General features: G+C 66.3%; 21 protein-coding genes. 7 read left to right on the forward strand and 14 right to left on the reverse strand.

The features are described 5' to 3' along the window. Positions 1–10 precede the first annotated feature (10 nt). Both pobA and ACZ1I2_RS22710 read left to right on the forward strand, forming a co-directional pair. Positions 11–1,180, forward strand: a complete 1,170-nt coding sequence (gene pobA, locus ACZ1I2_RS22705) for a 4-hydroxybenzoate 3-monooxygenase (RefSeq protein WP_465175748.1) — start codon at positions 11–13, stop codon at positions 1,178–1,180. 2 nt (positions 1,181–1,182) lie between these two features. After that, positions 1,183–2,190 (forward strand): aldo/keto reductase, encoded by a 1,008-nt coding sequence (locus tag ACZ1I2_RS22710; protein WP_465175747.1) that lies wholly within the window; start codon positions 1,183–1,185, stop codon positions 2,188–2,190. 1 nt (position 2,191) lies between these two features. Here ACZ1I2_RS22710 and ACZ1I2_RS22715 read toward each other — a convergent pair whose 3' ends face one another. The 5 genes from ACZ1I2_RS22715 to ACZ1I2_RS22735 all read right to left on the reverse strand — a co-directional run bounded on the left by ACZ1I2_RS22715 (position 2,192) and on the right by ACZ1I2_RS22735 (position 8,350). Then, on the reverse strand, positions 2,192–2,590 hold the full coding sequence (locus ACZ1I2_RS22715; RefSeq protein WP_465181538.1) for a VOC family protein: 399 nt from the start codon (positions 2,588–2,590) through the stop codon (positions 2,192–2,194). 4 nt (positions 2,591–2,594) lie between these two features. Beyond that, positions 2,595–3,440 carry a shikimate dehydrogenase gene (locus ACZ1I2_RS22720; RefSeq protein WP_465181539.1) on the reverse strand — a complete coding sequence of 282 codons (846 nt, stop codon included), beginning with the start codon at positions 3,438–3,440 and terminating at the stop codon, positions 2,595–2,597. 145 nt (positions 3,441–3,585) lie between these two features. Beyond that, a complete protein-coding gene (locus ACZ1I2_RS22725; RefSeq protein WP_465175744.1) occupies positions 3,586–6,519 on the reverse strand; it encodes a TonB-dependent receptor domain-containing protein in 2,934 nt (977 codons plus the stop codon). A 98-nt stretch (positions 6,520–6,617) separates the two neighbouring features. Beyond that, a complete protein-coding gene (locus ACZ1I2_RS22730; RefSeq protein WP_465175743.1) occupies positions 6,618–7,904 on the reverse strand; it encodes an MFS transporter in 1,287 nt (428 codons plus the stop codon). Continuing rightward, positions 7,901–8,350 (reverse strand): type II 3-dehydroquinate dehydratase, encoded by a 450-nt coding sequence (locus tag ACZ1I2_RS22735; RefSeq protein ID WP_465171914.1) that lies wholly within the window; start codon positions 8,348–8,350, stop codon positions 7,901–7,903. The genes ACZ1I2_RS22730 and ACZ1I2_RS22735 overlap by 4 nt, the downstream gene beginning before the upstream one ends. A 204-nt stretch (positions 8,351–8,554) precedes the next feature. On the opposite strand from ACZ1I2_RS22735, the gene ACZ1I2_RS22740 reads away from it, so the two are divergent. Both ACZ1I2_RS22740 and ACZ1I2_RS22745 read left to right on the forward strand, forming a co-directional pair. Further along, complete coding sequence (locus ACZ1I2_RS22740) at positions 8,555–10,438, forward strand: pyrroloquinoline quinone-dependent dehydrogenase (protein WP_465175742.1); 1,884 nt, start codon at positions 8,555–8,557, stop codon at positions 10,436–10,438. Beyond that, positions 10,435–11,355, forward strand: a complete 921-nt coding sequence (locus ACZ1I2_RS22745; RefSeq protein ID WP_465175741.1) for a ThuA domain-containing protein — start codon at positions 10,435–10,437, stop codon at positions 11,353–11,355. Before ACZ1I2_RS22740 ends, ACZ1I2_RS22745 begins: the two co-directional genes overlap by 4 nt. Positions 11,356–11,497: 142 nt before the next feature. On the opposite strand, the gene ACZ1I2_RS22750 is transcribed toward ACZ1I2_RS22745, so the two are convergent. Beyond that, on the reverse strand, positions 11,498–12,493 hold the full coding sequence (locus ACZ1I2_RS22750; protein WP_465171911.1) for an alpha/beta hydrolase fold domain-containing protein: 996 nt from the start codon (positions 12,491–12,493) through the stop codon (positions 11,498–11,500). 50 nt (positions 12,494–12,543) lie between these two features. On the opposite strand from ACZ1I2_RS22750, the gene ACZ1I2_RS22755 reads away from it, so the two are divergent. Beyond that, on the forward strand, positions 12,544–12,702 hold the full coding sequence (locus ACZ1I2_RS22755; protein WP_465171910.1) for a hypothetical protein: 159 nt from the start codon (positions 12,544–12,546) through the stop codon (positions 12,700–12,702). A 22-nt stretch (positions 12,703–12,724) separates the two neighbouring features. On the opposite strand, the gene ACZ1I2_RS22760 is transcribed toward ACZ1I2_RS22755, so the two are convergent. The 4 genes from ACZ1I2_RS22760 to ACZ1I2_RS22775 form a co-directional block, all read right to left on the reverse strand. Beyond that, positions 12,725–13,369 carry a TetR/AcrR family transcriptional regulator gene (locus ACZ1I2_RS22760; protein WP_465171909.1) on the reverse strand — a complete coding sequence of 215 codons (645 nt, stop codon included), beginning with the start codon at positions 13,367–13,369 and terminating at the stop codon, positions 12,725–12,727. Between the two features lie 22 nt (positions 13,370–13,391). Beyond that, positions 13,392–15,257, reverse strand: coding sequence for a bifunctional sugar phosphate isomerase/epimerase/4-hydroxyphenylpyruvate dioxygenase family protein (locus tag ACZ1I2_RS22765; RefSeq protein WP_465175740.1), 1,866 nt, complete (start codon positions 15,255–15,257; stop codon positions 13,392–13,394). Positions 15,258–15,340: 83 nt separating this feature from the next. Beyond that, the gene (locus tag ACZ1I2_RS22770; RefSeq protein ID WP_465175739.1) at positions 15,341–15,697 is read right to left on the reverse strand and encodes a carboxylesterase family protein; all 357 of its coding nucleotides are present in this window, start codon (positions 15,695–15,697) and stop codon (positions 15,341–15,343) included. A gap of 39 nt (positions 15,698–15,736) precedes the next feature. Further along, positions 15,737–16,999 (reverse strand): carboxylesterase/lipase family protein, encoded by a 1,263-nt coding sequence (locus ACZ1I2_RS22775; protein ID WP_465175738.1) that lies wholly within the window; start codon positions 16,997–16,999, stop codon positions 15,737–15,739. 137 nt (positions 17,000–17,136) lie between these two features. Between ACZ1I2_RS22775 and ACZ1I2_RS22780 the strand changes: the two genes are divergently transcribed. Both ACZ1I2_RS22780 and ACZ1I2_RS22785 read left to right on the forward strand, forming a co-directional pair. Then, complete coding sequence (locus ACZ1I2_RS22780) at positions 17,137–17,988, forward strand: N-acyl homoserine lactonase family protein (RefSeq protein WP_465175737.1); 852 nt, start codon at positions 17,137–17,139, stop codon at positions 17,986–17,988. A 24-nt stretch (positions 17,989–18,012) separates the two neighbouring features. Further along, entirely contained in the window at positions 18,013–18,567 is a 555-nt protein-coding gene (locus ACZ1I2_RS22785; RefSeq protein WP_465175736.1) for a DUF3237 domain-containing protein, read from the forward strand. A gap of 2 nt (positions 18,568–18,569) precedes the next feature. Here ACZ1I2_RS22785 and ACZ1I2_RS22790 read toward each other — a convergent pair whose 3' ends face one another. The 4 genes from ACZ1I2_RS22790 to ACZ1I2_RS22805 form a co-directional block, all read right to left on the reverse strand. Continuing rightward, on the reverse strand, positions 18,570–19,721 hold the full coding sequence (locus tag ACZ1I2_RS22790) for a multidrug effflux MFS transporter (RefSeq protein ID WP_465175735.1): 1,152 nt from the start codon (positions 19,719–19,721) through the stop codon (positions 18,570–18,572). A 44-nt stretch (positions 19,722–19,765) separates the two neighbouring features. After that, complete coding sequence (locus tag ACZ1I2_RS22795; RefSeq protein WP_465171903.1) at positions 19,766–20,530, reverse strand: OmpA family protein; 765 nt, start codon at positions 20,528–20,530, stop codon at positions 19,766–19,768. Continuing rightward, positions 20,527–21,993 (reverse strand): hypothetical protein, encoded by a 1,467-nt coding sequence (locus ACZ1I2_RS22800; RefSeq protein WP_465175734.1) that lies wholly within the window; start codon positions 21,991–21,993, stop codon positions 20,527–20,529. Before ACZ1I2_RS22800 ends, ACZ1I2_RS22795 begins: the two co-directional genes overlap by 4 nt. A gap of 166 nt (positions 21,994–22,159) precedes the next feature. Next, on the reverse strand, positions 22,160–24,391 hold the full coding sequence (locus ACZ1I2_RS22805) for a TonB-dependent receptor (RefSeq protein ID WP_465171901.1): 2,232 nt from the start codon (positions 24,389–24,391) through the stop codon (positions 22,160–22,162). Between the last annotated feature and the right edge of the window lie 6 nt (positions 24,392–24,397).

The following is a 24,397-nucleotide window of genomic DNA, read 5'->3' on the forward strand; positions in this document are numbered from 1 at the left end:
GAGCACGGACATGAAGACCGGCGTTGCGATCATCGGCGCCGGCCCCGCCGGGCTGTTGCTCGGCCATCTGCTGCGCGCCGAGGGGATCGACTGCGTCATCCTCGAGCGCCAGACCCAGGCCTATGTCGAGAGCCGCATCCGCGCGGGCGTGCTGGAGACCGTGACGACCGATCTGATGAGCCGCCTTGGCGTGGACGCGCGGATGAAGGCCGAAGGGCTGATCGAGGAGGGCTTCAACCTCGCCGATGGCGAGCGGCTGATCCGCATCGACATCACCCGCCTCACCGGCAAGCATGTCATGGTCTATGGCCAGACCGAGTTGACCCGCGACCTGTTCGCCGCCGCGCCGGAACGCGGGCTGGACATCGTGTTCGAGGCGAAGGACCTCGCGCTCCACGATGTCGACAGCGATCATCCCTCGATCAGCTATACCAGCGGCGGAGAGACGGTCACGATCCAGGCCGACTTCATCGCCGGCTGCGACGGTTTCCACGGCCCTTCGCGCAAGGCTTTCCCGGCCAGCGTCGCGCGCGACTTCGAGCGCGAATATCCGTTCGGCTGGCTCGGCATCCTCGCCGATGTGCCGCCCTGCCATCACGAGCTGATCTATTCCAACGGGCCGCGCGGCTTCGCGCTCGCCTCGATGCGCTCGGCGACGCGCAGCCGCTATTATGTCCAGGTCCCGCTGACCGACACGGTCGAGGACTGGCCCGAGGACCGGCTATGGGACGAGCTCGCGCTGCGCTTCGACTCCATTTCGAGCCGCGGCGTCACGCGCGGCCCGGCGCTGGAGATGTCGATCGCCCCGCTTCGCTCCTATGTGTTCGAGCCGATGCGCCACGGCCGCCTGTTCCTCGCCGGGGATTCCGCGCATATCGTGCCGCCGACCGGCGCCAAGGGCCTGAACCTCGCCGCCTCGGACGTCGCCTATCTCGCCGACGCGCTGACCGCGCACTACCAGCGAAGCGACGAGGCCGGCCTGACCGGATACCAGGACAAGGCGCTCGCCCGCATCTGGAAGGCGGAGCGGTTCAGCTGGTACCTCACCAAGCTGATGCACCGTTTCCCCGAGGACGGGCCGTTCGAGCACCGCATGCAGATCGCGGAGCTGGACTATGTCGCCTCGTCCGAGGCAATGCAGACCGCGATCGCCGAAAACTATGTGGGATTGCCGCTCTAACCATGTCCCTGCCCGTCCGCCGCATCGGCCCCTTTTCCGTCTCCGCCATCGGCCTCGGCGCGATGGGGCTCAGCCACGCCTATGACGTGGCGCCCTCGGCGGAAGACGGCGCGCGCCTGCTCAACCGCGCGCTCGATCTCGGCGTCACGCTGATCGACACCGCCGCGCTCTATGGCGGCGGCCGCAACGAAACGCTGATTGCCGGTGCGATCATGCACCGCAAGGCCGAGTTCACCCTGGCGAGCAAATGCGTGCTCGACATGATCGACGGCAAGCGCACCCTCGACGGCTCGCCCGACGCGATCACCCGCTCGGTCGACCGTTCGCTCGGCCGCCTCGGCACTGACCATATCGACCTTCTCTATCTGCATCGCCCCGACCCCGATGTGCCTGTCGAGGACTCGGTCGGCGCGCTCGTCCGGCTGAAGGAAGCGGGCAAGATCGGCACGATCGGACTGTCCGAAATGGGCGCCGACGCGATCCGCCGAGCCCAGGCGGTCCACCCGATCGCCGCGGTCCAGACCGAATATTCGCCGATCGTGCGCAACCCCGAAGTCGCGGTGCTCGACACCTGCCGCGAGCTCGGCATCGCCTTCGTCGCCTTCTCGCCGGTCGCGCGCGGCATGCTCGCCGGCGCGATCCGTGACGACCGCTACCCGGCGGGCGATATCCGCGCCCATATGCCGCGCTTCGTCGAGCCCCATCTCTCGCACAACCTCAGGGCCGTCGCCGCCTTCGACGCGCTGGCGGCCGAAATCGGGCTGACCCCGGCCCAGCTCGCGCTTGCCTGGGTGCTGGCGCAGGGCGACCATATCGTGCCGATCCCGGGCACGCGCGATCCGGCACATCTGGAAGAGGATCTGAAGGCGGCGACCGTCACGCTCGGCACCGACACGATCGCCCGGGTCGACTCGATCTTCGCGCCCGGCGCGATCCGCGGCGCCCGCTATGCCGCACCATTGCAGGCCCAGGTCAGCACCGAGCTGCTGCCCGGCGAGGAGCTCGCCTGATTCAGTCCGCCAGCCGGACCAGCTCATGCCCGAAGGTCAGCTCGACCCGCACGCCGTTCGGGTCGTGCAGATTGAACTGCACCAGCCCGGGCACCCGGGTCTCGATCTCGGTATAGGGAATGCCCTCGCGCGCGAGCAACGCCGCCATCGCGCCGCGATCGGGGCAGTTGAACGCGATATGGTCGAGGCAGGTGCCGCCGCCCGCGACCACGGACTCGGCCGGCCGGAACACATTGACGTGAACGCTCGGATTGCCTGCCGCATCGGCCAGCCAGAGATTGCGCGAAGGATCGGGATTGGTCGCCGCGGTCACGCGCCGGAAACCAAGGATCTTCTCGTAAAAGGCGCAGGTCTCGTCGAGGCGGGTGGTGCGGATATTGACATGGCCGAGCGTGATCATCGCCTCAGGCCGCACGCACCGCCGGGGCACTGACGAAATCGACGAAGCTCTTCAGCATGCGCTCGCGATCGGCGGTCACCCCGGTGAAGATGTCGAACGCCGCCGCCGCCTGGAACACCACCATGCCGCTGCCGTCCAGCGTGCGGCACCCGCGCCGCCGCGCTTCGCTCAACAGCATCGTCTCGAGCGGGAAATAGACGATGTCGGCAACCCAGTGACTCGGCCGCAGCAACTCGACCGGGATCGAGGTGCCCGGATAATTCACCATGCCGATCGGCGTCGCATTGACGATACCGTCCGCGCCGGCGATCGCCGTCTCCAGGTCGGTCCCCTCGACCGCGCGCCCGTCGCCGAAATCGCGCCCCAGCTTCTCGACCAGCGCCCGGCGTCGCGCGCTGTCGACATCGAAAATCTGCAGCTGCGCCACGCCGAGATCGAGCAATGCATGCGCCGTCGCGAAGCCGGCGCCACCGGCGCCCATCTGCACCACGGACTCGATCGCCGCATCGGGCAGGCCGTGGCGGAAGCTCTCGCCGAACCCGGTCACGTCGGTATTGTGGCCGATGCGCTTGCCGTCGACGAACTGCACCGTGTTGACCGCGCCGATCCGCCGCGCCCCTTCGGACAGGTCGTCGAGATAGTGCACGACTGCCTGTTTGTAGGGGTGAGTTACGTTGAGGCCGGAAACCCCGACCATCGCCGCCGCGTCGAGCAATGTCGGCAGGTCGCTCTCGTCCCATCCGCGCGCGGCGAAATCATAGAGCGAATAGACCAGCCGCAACCCCTGCGCATCGGCTTCGCGTTCGTGCAGCCAGGGCGAGCGCGATGCCAGGATGTCGCGGCCAAGCAACCCCGTCAGAAAGGACCGTCGCTGTTCCGGAAAAGGGGAAGCTTCACTCGTCAAATCACACGCTCCGTACGCGCCACGCGGCCCTGGTCGAGACCGCCGGCAAAAAGGGCCCGCCGCGCCACGATCGGCCAGCGGGCCCCGGTCATCAGAATTTGGTCCTCAGACCGATCGTGGCCACGCGCCCGATCGGACTGGCATTGATGTTATCGTAACCCGCCGAGACATTGTAGAAAGGCGGGTCGCGGTCGAACAAATTGGTCACGTCGACGAAGATCTGCGCTTCCTTCAGGAACACGTCCTTGATCTTGTACGACAGGTTGAGGTCGACCGTGGTGTTCGGCTTCACCCGCGCCCCGCCGCCGGTCGGGAAACCATTGGTGCGGGTGATCGGCACCTGGCTCGATCCGCTCCAGTTCCGATAGGCACCGAGATAGTTCAGATAGGCGTTGGCACTGAAGCCGGCGAGCGACCAGCCGATGTTCGCCCGGCTCTCGAACTTCACCGATGGGAAGGTCGTGTTGAAGCCCGCCGTGCCGAGCACGCTGAACTTGGTGCCGTTGGTGCCGAAGAACTGGTCGAACTTGGTCTTCAGCGTGCCGCTGGCGCCGAAATTGAAGTCGCCGAAGCTGGTGCTGGTCGCATAATTCACGCTGGCGTCGATACCGGCCACATCGAGGTTGAGCACGTTGCGCTGGCGATAGTCATAGATGAAATAGGTCGTCGCGTTGAGCGCACCGGTCTGTGGCAGGCCGGCGGTAGCGGTGCCGATCTGCGCCGGCGTCGCGCCGGCCGGATAGAGCTGGAGCAGATAGGCAAGGTCGGCCGCGCCCAGGGCGAGCGAGGGGACCGGCGAGGTGATGCCGCCGCGCAGCTTGTTGTTCCAATAGGTCACGCTGACCCGCAGGCCGGGGGCGAAGGTCGGGGTCAGGTCGATACCGATGCTGAACGCCTTGCCCGTCTGCGGCTTGAGGTCGGCATTGCCGCCGGTCAGCAACAGGCCGGTCACGCCGCTCCCAATCGTGCAGGTGGTCGATCCCGCCGGACAGCCCGGCAGGCCGATCGCCCCGGGAAAGGCCGAGGTCGAAACGGTGAAGGTGCCGCCCGGCACGCTGCTGCCATTGGCACCGGCAAAGCCGGATTCGCCGGTCAGGCCGACCGCGTTGGTGCCGAAGCTGGTCAGTGCCGGGGCGACGAAGGATTCGGCCCAGTTGCCGCGGATCTTCACGCCCTCGACGATTTCCCAGTTGGCGGCGATCTTCGGATTCTTCGTCTCGCCGAAATCGCTATATTTGTCGTAGCGGCCCGACACGATGACATCGAACTTGCGCACGCCCGGGATGCCGGTGTCCGGCCCGACCAGCGGCAGCAGCACCTCGACATAGGCCGATTTCACATCGCGGTCGTAACGCAGGTTGAGCGTCGACGATCCGGTCGAGGCCGGGCCGGTTGCATTCGGCCGGGTGATGTCCTGGTCGATATGATATTTGGTATATTCCCCGCCCAGCGCGACGCGCACCGCGCCGCCCGGCAGATCGAACAACGCCCCGTCGACCTTGGCATAGATGTTCGTCAGCGTCTGGCGCGTCGCCAGGGTCTGGTTGTTGTCGATCAGCTTGGCGAGCGTCGCGGCCGACGACCGGTTGCCCGGGACCCGATACGGGTCGAACGCGTTCGCCGTCGTCAGCGGGGTGTTGAGGATGATCGTCGTCGAGCCCGGGATCGACGGCGCGGTGGCGTTGCCGCCGCCATTGGTCGTGCCGTTGACCGCGAGGTTATAGGCGCTGGCGTTGAGCTGGCCCGAATTGAACTGCCGCGACGAGTCGCGCCCCGCCACGGCGCCGACATTCAAGTTCCACGTATCGGTGATGCGATAGACGCCGTCAGCCGCGACGTAGAAATTCTCCGCGCCCGAATCGATATAGGCGCCCGGGCCGAACAGCGCGTCGGCATCGAAATTGACCGTTTCGGAGGTCGCGACGACGCCGGTCGGCAGGGTGAAGAACGGATTGATCTGCGCGGCATTGGCCGAACCCGGCCCGAAGATCGTGGCGCTGGCCGATCCGCGCGCGACGATCTGATGGTTCTTGCGGTTCGAATAGACGACGTCGACCGTACCGGTGAACTTGTCGCCGATCTCCTGGCGGATCGTCGCGATCACGCTGTGGCGCTTCTCCGACGGGATCAGGTCGGTCAGGCCGGTGAAGTCGCAAACGCCGTTCGCCGCCGCATTGTTGGGCAGGCCGGCGGCGGTATAGGGCGAATAATAGATCAGGCCGTTGGCGGTCACCGTCGCGGGCGAGCAGCCATAACCGGCGAAGTTGGTGCCGCCCTGAGGCCGGTGATCCGCCTTGGTGAAGGCACGGTCGCCCGCCAGCAGGTTCGACCGGTCGGAATAATTGTAGGAGACCAGCGCGGAGCCGCTGTCCCATTTGGTGCCCGCGAGGATACCGGCGTTGAAGGTGCGATATTCGTCGCCGAAGCCGGCCTGGGCCGTCGCCTCGATGCCGCTATAGCTGCGGCGGGTGATGAAGTTGATGACGCCCGCGACCGCATCCGAGCCATAGACCGAGGACGCGCCGTCGGCGAGCACCTCGACGCGCTCGACTGCCAGCGGCGCGATGATGTTGGGATCGCCCAGCGCATGGTTGAGGCCGGTCAGCGGGAAACGATGGCCGTTGATCAGCACCAGCGTGCTGTTCGAGGCGGAGGCGCCGAGGCCGTGGATCGTCGGGGCATTGGTGCCGGCGCCGTCGAAGCTGCCATAGGCGCCCTGCCCGGCGCTCTGCGATCCGACGACCGACGGCACCGTCTTGAGCAGCTGCTGCGCGGTCTGCGGCGCGATATCCTCGATCTGCTCGCGCCCGACCGTGACGAGATTGGAGCCGACCGGCGCGACGCCGCGCAGGCTCGATCCGGTGACGATGATGTCCTCGATGCGCTCGCCATTGTCATCCTCGACCTGAGTCGCCTCGGCCGGCGACGGTGTCGCCGGCACGGCCTGGCCGAAGGCGGATTGAGCAGTTGCGAGCATCAGGAATGGAATGGCGGAAACACTCAACGTCAGACGTGCGCTCTTCATGGCATCTTCCCCTTTTTATATGTCGTGCTTTTTGCACTAACTGTTTCGTTACTTAATGAACGGACTGGTACATGTCAAAACATTCGAACCGGATCGGCTCAATCGATCGAGACGCGCTCGACCGGTCCCAGAATGACGATATAGGCGGCCGCGCCGACCAGCCCGAGCGCGCCGATATAGACCAGCGCGCCATAGAAACTGCCGGTTCCGCCGACCACGAAACCGACCACCAGCGGCGTCACGATCCCGGCCAGATTGGCGCAGAGATTGAACAGCCCGCCGGTCAGCCCGATCATCGGCTTGGGCGCGACGTCGGAGAGCAGGGTCCAGCCCAGCCCGGCCATGCCCTGGCCGAAAAAGGCGATCGACATGATCACGATGACGAAGGCGTTCGAGTCGACGAAATTGGCGGTGACCATCGTCGCGCAGAGCAGCAGCCCGGCGACGATCGGCAGCTTGCGGCCGATGCTCGGCGAACCGGTGCGGCGGATCAGCCAGTCGGACACCACTCCGCCCAGCATCACACCGATCGAGGCCGCGATATAGGGCAGGGACACGGCGAAGCCGGTCTTGATGAAGTCCATGCCGCGTTCCTCGGCGAGATAGCTCGGGAACCAGGTGAGGAAAAAGACCAGAGTCGAATTGCTGCAGAACTGGCCGATCGACGCGCCCAATATCTGGCGCTTGCGCATCAGCTTGCCGACATTGGCCCAGGTGAAGGGGATCGAGGCACCGCCCGCGGCCAGCCCGCCGCCGGCCGCAATCACGTCGAGCTCGGCCTGGTTGACCCGGTTGCTATGCTCCGGATCGCGGTACAACCGGTACCAGACCAGAGCAAAGACGATGCCGAGCCCGCCGACGATGAAGAACAGCGAGCGCCAGCCCCAGGTCGCGACGATCCAGGCAAGCACCGGGATCAGCAACCCCAGCCCGATATATTCGCCGACGGTATAGACGCCGGTCGCCCGGGCACGCTCCGATTGCGGGAACCAGGTGCTCAGGATGCGGCTGTTGGCCGGGAAGCACGGCGCCTCCGCAATGCCTAGCGCCATGCGCGCCGTCACCAGCCCCGCGACACTGGTCATGAAGCCATGCACCAGCGTCGCCAGCGACCACAGGCCGAGCGAAAAGGCATAGGTGATGCGCGTGCCGAGCTTGTCGAGCACGATGCCGCCCGGGATCTGGGCAATGGCATAGGTCCAGGAAAAGGCCGAGAAGATCAGCCCCATCACTTCGGGCGAGATATGCAGGTCCTTGACCAGCTCCGGCTTGGCCACGCCCATCGCCGAGCGGTCGAGATAATTGATTGCGGTGGCGATCGTGATCAGCACCAGCACGCCCATACGCGCGCGGGTCGCACGGGGCGCACCCATCGCGCCGCTCATTGCTCGCGGCTCCGCAGCCAGGCGATATGCCGGATGGCCAGCGGATAGCCGTTGACGCCGAGCCCCGAGATGATCCCGGTCACGACCTGAGTCATGATCGATTTCGACCGCCACTCGGCCTCGCGTCGGTGGATGTTGCTGATATGCACTTCGACGATCGGGCAGTCGCACAGCTTCAGTGCATCGAGCACCGGATAGGCGGCATACGTGAACGCCGCGGGATTGATCACCAGCCCGGCCGACCCCTTGCGTGCGGCCTGGATCCACTCGACCATCTCATGCTCGGCATGAGTCTGGCGGAACACCAGGTCGAAACCCGCCGCATCCGCCTCGACGCGACACATCGCCTCGACATCGGCCAGCGTGTCATGGCCGTAGATATGCGGCTCGCGCTCGCCCAGCAGGTTGAGATTCGGTCCGTTCAGGACATGGACTGCGCGTGCCAATCATTCTCTCCCGGGCATGCCGATGTCCGCCATGCGGCATCGATTTCGTCCCCGATACCGAAAGCGTCTTGCGTTGAAAAGGGAAATGTACGAACCAGTTCATATATAAGCGCCCAGCCAGAAAGTGACCGGCGCGGAGCAAGGGGTTGGATGATGAGGCTAGGTGCTGCGGCGCTCCTGTGTTCGGTGCTTTCGTCGGCGGCCATGGCGGCCACGGATGGCGACTGGGCCACCTATGGCCATGACAAGGGCGGCCAGCGCTTCTCCCCGCTGACCGAGATCACCCCGGCCAATGTGAAGGACCTCGCGCCCGCCTGGGTCTATCATATGAAACCTGCGGCCGACCCGTCGCTCACGCCAGAAGCGGCCGACGCGGCACAGCGCGCGGCCGAGGCAGTCGGCCCGCCACGGGCGCAACGCTCGCGCTTCGCCGGATCGCAGGTCACGCCGCTCGTGATCGGCGGGCGCATGTACATCACCACCCCTTATGGCCGCATCGTCGCGCTCGATCCGGCGACCGGCAAGGAGATCTGGGTCTCGCTGCTCGACCGCGGCCAGCCTTCGGTCCGGGGCCTCGACTATTGGCCGGGCGACACGGCCACGGCGGCGCGCCTGTTCTTCGGCACGCGCGACGGGCGGCTGCTCGCGCTTGACGCCGCGACGGGCAAACCGTCCGCCGGCTTCGGCACCAACGGCGCGGTCGAGATGAAGACGCCCGAGATCATCGGCACCGGCAATGCCCGCTTCTACGGCATGACCTCGCCGCCGCTCGTCTATGGCGACCTGATCATCACCGGCGCCGCCGTGCAGGAATTCCCCGCGATCGGCGCGGCGGGTGACGTCCGCGCCTGGGATGCGCGCAGCGGCAGGCTGGTCTGGACCTTCCACTCGGTGCCGCGCAAGGGCGAGCCCGGCTATGATAGCTGGGCACCCGGCAGCGCGGAAGGGCGTTCGGGCGTCAACGCCTGGGGTTTCCTCACCGTCGATGAGGCGCGCGGCATCGTCTATATGCCATTCGGCGCCCCTGCCTTCGATCGCTACGGCGGGGACCGCAAGGGCGACAATCTCTACGGCACCTCGCTCGTCGCGGCGGACGCGAAGACGGGCAGATATCTCTGGCATTTCCAGGTCGTGCATCACGACATCTGGGACAATGATCTCCAGGCGCCGCCCTTGCTGTTCGACGCGAAGGTCGGCGGCAGGACGGTCCCGGCGGTGGCGATCACCTCGAAGAACGGGCTGCTGTTCATCCTCGACCGGGTGACCGGCAAGCCGATCCTGCCGGTCAGGGAGAAGCCTTTCCCGGCAAGCGACGTGCCCGGCGAGGCCGCCTCGCCGACTCAACCGATCCCGACCGCGACGCCCCCGCTCGCCCGCACCAGCTTCACCATGGCCGATGTCGCCGACGTGACGCCCGAGCTGAAAAGCTGGTGCGCGAACTGGATCACCAGCAACAGGATGGTGTCCGGCGGGCTCTATGTGCCGGTGCGCCTCGAACAACCGACGATCAGCTTCCCCGGCCTGCAGGGCGGCGGCAACTGGAGCGGCAGTGCCTATGATCCGCGCTCCGGCCTGCTCTTCACCAACACCAGCGACCTCGGCCAGGTCACCTCGCTCGTCCCGTCCAAGGGTCCGCTGCCCTATGAGCGTGGCACCCTGAGCGCGCGTTTCCAGCAACCCGACTCGAAGATGATGTGCCAGAAAACCCCCTGGGGTCGGCTGAGCGCGGTCGACACCCGGACCGGCAGGATCGTCTGGCAGGTACCGCTCGGCATCACTGACAGCCTGCCGGCCGACAAGCAGCGCACCGGCCGCCCCAATATCGGCGGCGCGATCGCCACCGCATCCGGCCTCGTCTTCATCGGCGCGAGCGACGATTCCCGCTTCCGCGCTTTCGACTCCGCTACCGGCAAGGAGCTCTGGACGGTGAAGCTCGACGCCGCCGCGCACGCCACCCCGGTCAGCTATCTCGCCGGCGGCCGCCAGTTCGTCGCGGTCTCCGCCACTGGCGGCAGCTTCCTCGACAGCCCGCTCACCGGCGATACCATCACTGCCTTCGCCCTGCCGCCCAAGGGAACCGCCCAATGAAGATCCACCTCCGCACTGCCCTCTCGATCGCCGCGCTCGCCTTGGCCGCCACCTCTTCCGCGCAGGTCACGCCCCCGCCCGCCGACCGGCGTCCGCCGCCGGGCTACGAGGATGCCTATGCCGGCAAGAAGCGCCTGCTGGTCATCGCCGACATCTCGACCGGCAACCAGACCGCGCACAGCGCGCTGTCGCATGCCGCCTCGGTGATCGAGCAGATCGGGCGCGAGTCCGGCGCGTACGTCACCTTCATCCGCACCGACACCGACCTGATCACCAAGGGGGAGGTCTGGGGCAAGTTCGATTATGCCAAGGGCGGCAAGAAACAATCGCGCGGCCGCAACCTCGATTATTACGACGCCGTGCTGTTCTACACCAATGGCGAAACCAGCATGTCGCCGCAGCAGAAGCAGGACCTGCTCGATTTCATCGCGAAGGACGGCAAGGGTTTCATCGGCGTCCACACCGCCATCGCGACCGGCTATACCTGGCCCGAATATGGCGAGATGATCGGCGCCTATTTCGACAATCACCCCTGGATGATCACGGATGCGAAGATCATCGTCGAGCGCCCCGGCTTCCCCGCGATGAAGGCGTTCAAAACCGGCATGACGGTCAAGGACGAACATTATGAGATGACCGCCACGCCCTATGCGCGCGACAAGCTCGACGTGCTCGCGCGGATCGACCCGGCCAGCGTCGACCTGACCAACCCCAACGTCCACCGTACCGACAAGGATTTTCCGCTCGCCTGGATCAAATCCTACGGCAAGGGCCGCGTCTTCTATTCCGACCTCGGCCACACCGATGCCAGCTGGGACGATCCCCGGGTGCGGACCATGTATCTCGAGGGGATCAGATGGGCGCTGGGCGGCGGGACGGACGTGCCGAAACCGCATCCGATGGTCGCGGGGAAATAGCGGAGGCCTATCCACCCACTCCTGTCACCCCGGACTTGTTCCGGGGTCCATGCCTCCGCAAACGCAGCGCCCGATTATTGCCGCTGCGCCCAGCCGCAGAATGGATGCCGGAACAAGTCCGGCATGACGGAAGAGAAGGGGCTCACCGCCCCTTCAACTGCACCCCGAAAAAATCGAACGTCGCATTCACCGCCCTGAGCGTCGCGACCCGCGTCTCGGCCGGCGTCTTCCCGATAAAGCTGTGGTCGATCCCCGGCATCAATATCTCGTCGACCTTCACCCCCGCCGCCGTCATCTTGGCGAACGCCTCCTTCGACTGCGTCACCGCAACGGTGCGATCATCCTCGCCATGGATCAGCAAAAACGGCGGATCGCTCGGATCGAGATAGGTCAGCGGGCTCACCGCCCTGATCCGGTCGACCGGGCACGACGCCGCATCGGCACATCCGATCAGCGCGATCGGTGACCCTTCCGCCCGCGCCACGATCGGCGCGAAGTCGAACACCCCGTACCAGATCGCCGCCGCCTGCACGCATTCCGATCCCGCCGGCTGCGGTTTCGCGTCGAGCCCCGGCGCCCCGCAGGACAGGGCAGCAAGCGCCGCGAGATGCCCGCCCGCCGACGCGCCCCAGATGCCGACCCGGCCCGGATCGATTCCGTATTTCCCGGCATTGCCCTTCAGAAAGCGGATCGCCGCGCGCACATCGTCGAGCTGTGCCGGAAACCGCGCTTCGCCCGACAGCCGATATTCGACCGAGGCGACCACGAACCCCTCCGCCGCCAGCGACGCCAGCGCCTTGGGGAAATCGGCCAGCGCCCCGCCGGCGCGGGTATGTCCGCCGACCCAGCCGCCGCCATGGACGTAGATCACCAGCGGCTTCGGCGCGGCCGCCTTGCCCTTGGGCGGCATATAGATGTCGAGGATCATCGGGCGATATCCCGGGATCACGGAGTAGACGACATCCGCCAGGCTGGTCACGCCGCCCGGGAAAGCCGTCACGCGATCGGGATAGGGATCAGCCGAGGGCGGCCGCTCCACCGTTGGGAACACCCGCTTTCCAGGCGCCGCAGCGACTGCCGCTCCCGCCAGTGCCAGCGCCAGACTCGCGCCCGCGATGCGCCCCGTAGATCCGATCATCCACCCCTCCATATTTATCTAACTATTTAGTACATAACTGCGAGAGGCGCGTGCCGCAAGCTGCTCCGGCATGGTGGGATAAGCCGCAAAATGTCAGCAACCCTCATGACATTTTGCAACAATGGCCGCGCTCGATTCAACCGCGCCGCAACCAGCGCTATCCGCAGATCGCCACGGAACACCGCGACATCTTTCTCATCGCTGATTAATTAGGATACGCGCCCGCGCGCCTCAGCGCCGGACATAGGCCAGGATCGCCTCGACCACCTGCTCGCGCCGCTTGCTGCGCGTCTTGGCGACCGACGTGTCGATGCCGAAGATCGCGCGCAGCGTGTAGCGGTTGGAGACATTGTAGAAGCACAAGGCACTGATCGTCATGTGCAGCCCGAGCGGATCGACCCCCTCGCGGAACACCCCCTCCGCGACGCCGCGATCCAGCATCCGCTTCATTGCGTTGAGCACGCTGCGATTGCGGTTCTTGATGCCCTCGACGCCCTCGATATGCGCGCCGTGCAGGATGTTCTCGTTCATCACCAGCCGCACGAAATCGGGGTGCGCCATGTGATAGTCGAACGTGTGCACGACCATCTCGCGCAACGCGTCCTCGGCCGACATCGCGTCGAAATTCTGCGCCTCTTCGCGTTCGCGGATACCGCCATAGGATTGTTCGAGAACGGCCTGGTACAGGCCCTCCTTCCCGCCGAAATAATAATAGATCATCCGCTTCGACGAATTGGTCTTCTCGGCGATCTCGTCGATCCGCGCGCCGGCAAAGCCCTTGTCAGAGAATTCGCGGGTCGCGACGTCGATGATGTTGGCGCGGGTGTTCTCGGCCAATGCGGCGCGGAGGCTGGCCTTGGATTGCTGGACGGTCACGCTTCCCCCGCTGGTAAATCGATCAATACGCGACCTCGGCCTTGAAGCGGGATTGCGCCGCGAGGCGGATACCGGCGTTGGCCGCGCCATATCCTCCATAGCCGCGCCGTTCGACGATTTCAAAGAAGACGCGTTTTTCGAAGGCGCGGCTGTAGAACTGGAAATATTCGGCCTCCCCGTCGCGGTCGTAGAGGATGCCGAGCGACGCCATCCGGTCGATCAGATCGGCGCCCAGCCCGAAGCGCGCGTCGAGATCGTCATAATAGTTGCGCGAGATCTCGAGCATCTCCAGCCCGTTCGCCCGCGCCCGTTCCGCCGCGGCAAACACGTCCGAGCAGGAAAAGGCGATATGCTGCACCCCGGCGCCCATATATTTGGTCAGGAAGCGCGAGGAGAGGGTCTGCTGCGCGACCGAGCTGTTGAGCGTGATGCGCAAGGACTTGTCGCGCGACTCCACCGCCTGGCTCTGCACCAGCCCGAGCGGATCGGGAATCTGCAGCTGCACCGTCTTGGTCACGTCGAACAGGGTGACATAATAGAGGATCCAGCTCAGGAACTCCTCATAAAAGGTCGTCTGGGCGATATGGTCGATCGTCTCCAGCCCGATGCCCGCCCCGGCACTGTCCAGCGCCCCGAACTCGGTCGCCCAGACATCCTCCTCGCTGCCCTGCTCGATGAAATAGATCAGGCTGCCGCCGACGCCGCGCACCGAGGGGATCTGCATCTCGCCCGGCCCGACCGACTGTTCGAAGCGCGGGATCGACAGTGCCTCCGCCCGGGCCAGCGCCGCGGGTACATCGGGCACGCTCAGCCCGATCGCGCAGACCGACGCGCCGTGGACCATGTCGAAGCTGTGCGCGAACCCCTCCTGCTCGCGGTTGATGACGATGTTGATCGCGCCCTGCCGCCAGCGCTCGACTGCCTTGCGGCGATGCCTGCCGACACACACGAAACCCAGCGCGGCCAGGGTACCGCGCAGCATCGCCGCCTCGGCATCGTCCGCCGCGAACTCGATGAAGCTCACCCGGGTCGGCGACACACGCGGTGGCATGGTCGGCGCGACCGGGGTCCGCGGCCGCCGGCCTACCTCGTCCTCCAGCGCGATCAGCGAGCGATAGCCGTCGAGCGCCACGACATGCGCCGACCCCGACCGGAAACGGTCGTTGAAGATCTCCAGCGACCAATAGCCCTGATAGCCGATCCGCATCAGCTCGGCGGCATATTCGCCGATCGGGAAGTCGCCCTGCCCCGGCATGTTGCGCAGGTGCCGCGCCCAGGACAGGTAATCCATCTCGACGAACGGCGCGTCGGCGACCTGGACGATGAACAGCTTCGCCGGGTCGATATCGCCGATGCTCGACGAGGGGATACGCCGCGCGAGCGAATGGAAACTGTCGAGGATCAGCCCGAGCGCCGGATGGTTCACGTCGCGCACCACGCTCCAGGCATCGCGATGATCGTTGACATGCCGCCCCCAGGCCAGCGCTTCATAGCCCACCCGCAAACGCCGCGCCGCCGCCCGGTCGGCCAGTTCGGCAAAGTCGTCGAGGATGCGGTCGCGGTCGGGCAGCGAGAGCGGCGAGCAGTTGGAGCAGACCAGGATCAGGTCGGTGCCCAGTTCGTGCATCAGATCGAACTTACGCTCGGCCCGGTCGAAGGTGCGGGCGCGCAATTCTGTCGGCATGCCCTCGAAATCTCGGAACGGCTGGAACAGCGTACAGGCCAGCCCGAGGTCGCGCATCATCGCCCCGATCTCGCGCGGGGACGAGGCTGCGGCGAGCAGGTCGTTCTCGAAGATCTCGACCCCGTCATAGCCGGCATCGGCAATCGCGCGCAGCTTGTCCTCGAGCGTACCGCTGATCGAGACCGTGGCAATCGAGGTAAGCAAGAGGCGGCTCCGGCACTGTGTACTAACTGGTTACCACCAATGCAGGGCGGGTGTCGATAGCGCCGCCATCGACACCCGAAGCATCAGTCGCGCGGCGAGCCGGAACGCGGCGGCGCGGGCTGAGTCGCGACATTATGCGCCATCAGCCAGTCCTGCCGCCTGGGGTCGAGTTTCACCAAGGACACCTGGTCACCAAACATGATCTTGCGTTCGTCGCCCGGTTTCCAGGCCGGCCAGGGCATCGCCGGCGTGCTCGGGTTGCCGGTCGCGGCAAAGGCGATCAGCGCCCCCATCATCTGCTGCGACAAGGTACGGTCCCACGCCGTCCAGTTCCGCGTCGGTCGCTGCCAGTTGTATTTGTCCTGCGTGCCGAACCAGTAAGGGATGTCGGCGGTGTGATAGGCACCGACCGTGGCGGTGTCCTGATCGGCGATGCGCACGCCCGGCACATAGGGATGAACCCGCGTATATTCGTCGATCTAGGCCGGCTGCCCCACCGCGGTCTGGGCCTTGGCGCAGAAGCGCGCGCTGGATTGCAGCCCGGCTTCGGTCGCCGCGACCCGGGCCACGCCCGGCACTTCGGCATCGGTCTTCACCGGGTAGAATTTCAGGAAGGCATCGGCATCCGCCCCATAGAGCTTGCGCGCGCCCTCCTGGAATTCGGCGATCGTCTTCGCCGACAGGATCGGCTCGAGCCCGAAGCTAAGATCATTGGCGTTGTAGCTCGCGATGATCGGCACCTGGTTGAACGTCCCCGCCGCGAGCATCGTCGCCTTGGGCGCGGGCAACACATAACCGTCGACGATCGGCCCGCCGACCCGCACGCCCTCGACCCGCACGCCGAGCTGGTTCTCCGATTGAGTCGCCAGGATGCGATCCGCCGGGATCTGGCGCAGCGCATCGAGACTCGTCACCTTGAGCCGCTCCTGCAATTGCAGCCCGACCTTTTCCGCATCGGCGAGCGACGGACCGTCGCCGCGGAAGTTGCACCCGCTCGACATCACCGCCGCGCGGAACAGACCCTTGGCCTGCGGGCTGAAGATCTGCGCGATGACCGAGCCGGCACCGGCGGACTGGCCCATGATCAGCACCTTGTCCGGATCGCCGCCGAACCGGGCGACATTGTCGCGGATCCAGCGCAGCGCCAGCGTCTGGTCCATGATGCCGTAATTGCCCGAATGCCCGCCCTGCTCGCGCGTCAGTTCGGGGTGCGCGAGGAAACCAAAGGCGCCGACGCGGTAGTTGAAGTTGATGAACACCGCCCCGGCCTTGGCCATCGCCTCGCCGTCATAATTGGCCATGCCCGACGACCCGATGGTGAAGCCGCCGCCATAGAGGAACACGATCACCGGCAGCTTCGATTCAGGCGTTGCCTGGGCCGGCGCCCACAGGTTCATATAGAGGCAGTCCTCGGACGAAGGCTCCTCGCCGAAATAATGGTTGATGTCGTGCGGGCGCAGCACCTGGATGCATTCGGGCCCTTTGCGATCGGCATTCCACACGCCCTTCCAGGTCGCGGGCTGCGGCGGCGCCCAGCGCAGCGGCCCGACCGGCGGCGCGGCAAAGGGGATGCCGAGATAGGCGCGGACACCCGAATCGAGCTGCGTGCCGGCGATGCGCCCGCTCGCCGTGACAACCGGATCGCTCGCAATCGGTGTCATCGAGCGGTCGGCCGGCGCCATCCCCATCAGCGCCGACGCGCCCAGCAGCATGCCCAGAATCCTGTGTTTCGACCCGATCATCCATCCATCTCCCACTGAGCGCCTGTCGCGCCTGCTTGTTTATATGTACTAGTTCGTTACATAACTGGCAGTCGCCGGCTTTGCAAACGGGATGTTCGACATCCGGGGCAGCGCGGCCGAAAGGATGAGGGCCGGAAATGACGATCGGACGCGCGACCTTATGGCTGACGATCGGCGGGTTGCTGGCCCTGCTCTCCACGTCGGCCGCACTGGCCCAGCCAAAGCCCGAGTTGCTGCTGTGGCGGCTGGATTGCGGCACGGTCGACGTGCCCGATCTCGACTTCCTGTCGGACAGTTTCGCCTTTTCCGGCATGTCGAAGACGGTGTCGGTCAGCTGCTATCTGATCCGCGACGGCGACCGCTATCTGCTGTGGGACACCGGCCTGCCCTTGTCCCGGCTCGGTGCGAGACAGACCAGCGTTGGCGGCGGTCGCGCGTGGCTCGCCCGCTCGATCACTGACCAGTTGCGCGACATCGGCGTGCGCCCCGACCAGATCGGCCTCGTCGCGCTGAGCCATTACCATGCGGACCATGCCGGCCAGGTGGCGAGCTTCCCCAAGGCGACCTTGCTGATCGGTGCCGAGGACATGACCGTGGTGCGCGGCACGGGCAAGACCTTCAATCTCGACCGCGACCAGTTCGCCCCCTGGACGAGGGGCAGCGCGCCGATCGACCAGGTCTCGGGCGATCGCGACCTGTTCGGCGACGGACGGGTGATGATGCTGGCGACGCCCGGCCACACGCCCGGCCATCATTCGTTGCTGGTGCGGCTCGCCGATGGGCCGGTGATCCTGACCGGCGACCTGTGGCATTTCGCCGAGCAGAAGGCGGCCAATGGCGTGCCGAAGATCAACACCAGCCGCGCGGATACCCTCGCGTCGATGGATCGCATAAACCGGGTGGCCGAGGCACTGCATGCCCGTATCATCATCGGCCACGAGCCAGCGGATATCGGCCTGTTGCCGGCTTTTCCGCAGTCCGCCCGCTAACGGCATCCTCCCCGGAGCAACGCCATGACTGAAGCCCCGATCCTCACCCGCCGACAGGCAGCGCTTGGTGCCGTGCTGGCGGCGGCGCTGCCGCGATCCGCGTTTGCCGCGGCCGATAAGACCCCGGCAGCGCCGACGCTCGAATTCGTCTTCGAGGCCGTGATCCTGCTCGCGCCGCCGGTCGAGCTGGGCGTGGTCGACGGCTCCCGGCGGCGGCTGGTGCCGATCACCGGCGGCACGGTCAACGGCCCCCGGCTCAACGGCACGGTGTTGCCCGGCGGCGGCGACTGGCAGGCGATCGGCAAGGACCGTACCGTCATCCATGCGAAATACACGCTGGAGGCATCGGACGGCACGCGCATCGCCATCGACAACCCGGGCGTCAGGGTCGCCGCGCCCGACATCATCACCCGGCTGACCGCCGGCGAGGATCTCGACCCGGCGCTCTATTATTTCCGGACCACGCCGGTCTTCGAAGTCCAGGCCGGACCCCACGACTGGATGACCCGCAGCGTGTTCGTGGGACAGGGCATCCGTCATCCGAGCAACGTCGTCCTGCGCGTCTTCCGCGTCACGTGACGCTAGGCTGAGGCGTCAGGTCCGGTCGAAGACGCAATCGTCAGGATCATGGTCAGCAGCGCCAGCAGCGCGATCGCCACGGCGACCGGCAACGGGCTGTGCGGCGCCAGGGCGGCGACGAGCGAGCTGACCGCGGCGTTGCCCAGCATCTGCAGCGCGCCAAAGGCGCTGACCGCAGTGCCGACCCGGTCGGGACTCCCGGCCAGCGCGGCGACGAACGCGTTGGGCACGACCAGCCCGCCGCCGAACGAGAAGACCGCCATCGGCACGATCATCGCGACGATCTCATGCCGCCCGAGCGCCGCGCCGACCAGGAATCCGATCGCTCCGGCCGCGGCGAGCGACGCTCCCAGCCGCATCAGGCTGCGCGCACCAAGGCGCCCCGCCAGCCGGTTCACCGACAGCGCGCCCGCCCCCGCGCCAAGCGCAACGGCGCCGTAATAGATGCCGAGCCCGTGCGGATCGGCCCCGTAGAAATCGACCAGCAGGAAGGGCGACGCACCAAGAAAGACATAGAGCCCGGCAGTGAACGAGGTGCCGAGCAGCAAATTGCGCAGGAAGACCCTGTTCGTCAGCACCTGCGCCCAGTTCGTCAACAGGCTCGTCCCGCCGGCGGGACGCGGAACGAAGGTCTCGGGCAGCCAGCGCATCGCGGCGATCCCGCACGCCAGACCGAGCAAGGTCAGCACCGCGAAGATCGCGCGCCATCCGCCGCTATCGGCCAGGACGCTGCCGAGCAGCGGCGCAATCATCGGCGACAGCATGACGATCGCGGTGAGCAGCGCCATGTCGCGCGCGCCGCGCCCCTCCGCCGTATCGCCGGTCATCGCGCGCCCGACGACCAGCCCCGCCGATGCGCCGAGCGCCTGGATCAGCCGCCCGGCGAGCAGCAGCCACACCGATCCCGCCGCCCAGCAGATCGCCGAGCCGAGCACGAAGATCGCGATCCCGCCGAGCAGCACCGGCCGGCGTCCGACATGATCGGCCAGCGGTCCGCTGACGATCTGGCCGGTACCCACGCCGACCAGATACAGCGTCAGGGTGAGCTGCATGACCGAGGGCGAGGCCTGCAGCATGACCGCAGCAATCGGCATGGCCGGCACGAACATATGGATCGCGAGCGAGCCGAGCGCGGTAATCGCGCCGAGCAGCATGACCTGCCGGTGCGGCGATGCTGAAGTCGCTGGTGGCAAGCCGGTCAGGGCCGGACGAGAATGTCGACGCGCCGCCGCGACGGCTCGGCCAGCCCATCCGCCGTATCGACATCGATCGCAGCCGCCTTGCCCTCCGCCCGCACGGTGATGATGTGCCGGTCCACCCCGAGCCTCACCAGCGATTCAGCGATCCGGTCGGCGCGGGCGCGGGCGATCGCCGGATCTTCGGCGATGCTGCGCCCCGAAACCGTCACCGGATCGGTCGCCGCGCGTCCCGTCACGACGATCGACCTGGGCTTTGCCGCGCGAATCCAAGTGATCGCCTGATCGAGCAGGTAATCGTCATATTGATAGATCAGGAAATCCCGATCGAAGTCATAATAGAGGTGGAACGTCGTCGGCGCATAGGGCCCCGGCGGGACGGCGCGCTCCGCCGACATCGGCGCGACGTTACGCTTGGGCAGCACGAACGGACGCCCTTTGTAGCTCTCGGCCGGCAGCATGTGCCGCGTGCACGCGCCCGGCAGGATCGAGGTGCGCACCGGCTCGAGCACCACCCCACCGCACGGATCGCCCGGCGCAGCGCTTACCCTGCCCTCGACCAGCACCTCATGGTTCCAGTCCGGCTTGGACGGCGCCTGGCTGACGTCAAAGCGGCGCCCGTCCGCAGGATCATCGACCAGCCAGCAGCCGGATTTCTTGCCGCTGTCCGTATCGCGATAGACCGGGCAGGCAATGAAGCGGACCGTCTCGGGCGCGCTGCCCCCGGTCACCGCGGCCATGGCGAGCAGGGCAGCGACCGTCTTCACAGCGCGCTCATCAGGTTGACCAGGTCCTGCTTCTCCTGCTCGGTATAACCGATGGAATAGCGCCGCTCGTAGAAGTCGACGATGCCGCGCAGATCCTTCGCCAGCCCATTGGAGAAATAGGGCGCCCGCGCCGACAGGCCGCGCAGCGATTGCAGCGTGATCTTGCCCACATCGGCACACCGCCCGGTGGTCAGCGCATAGCCCGGATCATTGGTCAGGATGACGCGGCCATAATGCGGATGCGGCGGCCCCTTGCAGGTCACGCGGAACAGCGGCAGCCACGGCATCGGATCGGCAAAGGGCTGGTTGGTCGTACCGAGATCGACCTGGCCCGGCGCGACATCATTCCCCATCTGCGACATGTTGTGGCAGAAGGCGCAGCCATTGCGCACCGGGTTACCGAAACCGACCGGCGAGTTGATCCCCGCGCTGTCGGTGATCAGGAACGTCTTGTCGCGGAAGATCTTCGCGCCGCGGGCTACCGACGCGCGAAAGGCCGCCTGTTCGGGGCTAAGCCCCGGCGCCGGCTTCTCCCAGGCCTCGAACTCGCTCCACACAGGCTTGCCGATGCTGCCGAGCTGGCCCGGCTTCGACACGGCGAGCTTCTCCGCGCCGCCCTCGGCGCCCGCGATGTTCAGCGCGCCGCCCGTCCTGTCGACCTGTTGTGCGGTATAGACCCGGCTCTCAAAGTCGACGATCCGCGCCATGTCGACCGCGTCCATATGCTTGAGCAATTCTAGATGAGTCGCCGACGCATCGTTCATCTGTGCGTTCAAGGTGCTCGCGCGGCCATCGGCCATCAGATTGCCTGACAGCGGCTTGCCCGTCTCGGGATCGAGCGGCAGCGGCATGCCCTGCTTGGGATCGTGATAGAAACCGACCGCCAGCAGATATTTGAGGTTCGCGACCGGCCGTGGCCGGCGATAGACCGAGATGCTGCCCTTCGCCGCATTGCATCCGGTCGGATCGCGCACGACCTCGATCGTGATATCGGGCGTCATCGCCCTGCCCGCCGCGTCCCTGGGCGGCCACGGGCGCTGGATGCGGATCAGCCCATGGTCGAGCAGCAGTGAATGCGATGCGCGCTCACCCTGCGGCAGGGTCGGGCAGTTCGACCCGTCATAGGCAGCGAACAGCGGGTCCTTGCCGCCGGTCGCGTCCCAACGCGCCTGTGCGGTCGCAGCGGACAGGCTCATCGCGTCGGCCGGCTGGTGGCAGGTGACGCAGGCGCGACCATGCGGCCCGGTCGCGGTGAAGAAGGGATGGCCCTTCGTCTCCATCGGCCCGCCCGTCAGCAGCACGCGCAGGCTGCCCGTGCTGTCGGCATAATCGACCCGCGCGGGGAAAGTCCGCCCGCTGTCCGGCGCCCACCAGGCGTCGCCATAATCCGCCTGCGCCGCGACGCCCGACGCGAACGCGGCGAGGGAGAAGCACAGTGCGATGGGGGCGGCGCGGAACTTCATCGGAACGCGTACCCGCCTTCACCCCTTGTCCCTTCCCCGGCGGAGGCCGGGGCCCAGTTGGGATGGCCGAGGTAACTACGCGCAGCGCCCGTTCCCTTCTGCCCCCTAACTGGACCCCGGCCTTCGCCGGGGAAGCACGGGTAGATGGAACGGCCGGCAACCATCATCAGAACTTCGCCACCGCGCGGATGCCGTAGGTCCGCGGCGCGCCATAGATGCTGCCGCCATCGGCGCTCGACGAGTTCTGGATCTGCGAGGCGATGTACCGCGTGTCGGTGAAGTTCGCGACATAGCCTTCGAGCTTGTAGTTGCGGTTGATCTGCAGGGTCAGCCGGGCATCGAACACGTCGCGCTTCGGCACGATCGTGTTGAAGCTCGGGAACGGCGTCGCAACCTGTTCCGACAGATGCGACCATTGCACGCGCGGCGTCAGCGAGCGCTCGTCGCCGCCCAGCGGGATTTCGTACTGGACACCGGCATTGATCGTCCATTCGGGCGAGAAGGGCAGCACCCGGCCGTCCGGCACAAGCCGCAAATTGGTCGGGCAGCCGGCATCGGTGCCCGCCGAATTGGTGTCGGTGATGCAGGTGCTGCCGTCGAACCGGGCATGGAGATAGCCGCCGCCCGCGTTGAAGCTCAGCCCGCCGAACTGGCCGGTGACCTCGAGCTCCGCGCCATAGGATTTGCCGGCGGCCGCGTTCTGCGTGACCGGCAGGCCGTTCAGCAGGCTCGACAGCTGGATGTCGCTATATTCGGAATAGAAGACGTCGCCGTTCACGCGCAGGTGATTGTCGAGGAACTGAGTCTTGAATCCGGCCTCGTACACGCGGTTGGTTTCCGGCCCGAAATTGGGCGTGCCGATGGTCAGGTTGACGCCGCCCGCCTTGTAGCCCTGCGACGCCGTCACATAGAGCAGGTTGCGGCCGAGATGGTAGTTGATGCCGACCTTGCCGGTCACCTTGGTCGAATGCTGCGTCGCGACCAGGCTCGCCCCGGCCGGCACAGCGCCCGCCGGGATGAGGCGGTTGTAGATCTGGGTATCGTCGGAATAGCGCGCACCGGCGACGATCTCGAGCGGCGACGTCACGAACCAGTTGACCTGGCCGAACACCGATTTGGTGATGTTGTTCGCGCTCGTCTTGAAGGTCGAGGTCGACGAGATGAAGTCGGTCGTGTGGTTGTTGTCGCGCTGCGAGAAGGTGTCGACCGTCTCGTCGAGATAGAAGCCGCCGACCACCCAGTTGAAATTGCCCTTGCCGGTCGACAGCAGGTTCACTTCGCCAATGAAGGTATTGATGTCGGTCGACACCAGGCTGACCCGGCCCACCGCATTGGCCGGTGGGCGCGGCAGAGCGGTCGCGGTGCGATCGCCGTCGGTCTGGTCGATCGTATGGAGATCCTGGTACGACACCATGGTGCGCAGATCGACGCCATCGAGGATCTTGATCTTCACTTCGCCCGACAGCTTGCCGCCATGCTGGTTCTGGAAGGACCGCGCATCCTCCTCGATCACGAACGGATTGGACGAGACCAGATCGTTGCGGCGCTTCACCGCATTATTGTCCGATTTGGAATCGAAATAGTCGACGCGCAGATTGGCACGCAGCACCTCGTCGGGCGAGCGCACCGCGAGGTTGAAGCGCCCGGCATAGAGGCTGCTATTGCCCGGGGTGCTCGGGCTCGGCCCGATATTGTCGGTGAAGCTGCCGCGCTCGTCATGCGTCGCCGCGACGCGGAACGCGACTTCATCGCTGATCGGCACGTTGATCGCGCCGACCAGCTTGAACGTGTCGTAATTGCCATAGGTCGCGTCGACGAAACCGGAATAGGCATCGAATTCGGGCTCGGGCGTGCGCACATAGATCGCGCCGCCGGTCGAATTCTGCCCGGTCAAGGTGCCCTGCGGGCCGCGCAGCACCTCGATCGAGGCGATGTCGAAGAAGCTCTGCCCGATGAACTGCTCATGCGGGATCAGCTGGCCGTCGATATAGAAAGCGACGCCCGGGTTGGAGGTCGGCGCCGACTGCGCGATGCCGACGCCGCGGATGTTGATGAAGGTCGACCGGTTGAAGGTGTTGATCGCGATCGACGGCGCGACCTGCTGGATGTCGGCGAGATTGTTGACGCCCTTGCGCGAGATATCGGCGGCGTTGAGCACGGTGGCCGAGATCGGCACGTCCTGCAGGCTCTGCGTCCGGCGCTCGGCGGTGACGACGATATCCTCGAGCCCGCCATTGTCCTCCGCCTGGGGCTGGAGATCGGCGGCGGGTGCCGACGGGCTGGCAACCTGGTCCTGCGCGGCGGCGCTCTGCGCCTCGGCCGGCATCGCGGCCAGCGCGACAGCAAGGCCAGTCACGCCGGTAAGAAGAATCGCCTTTGAAAATGGGGTCACGGACATCCTCCT

The organism is Sphingomonas sp. BL-S-29 (assembly GCF_055521495.1).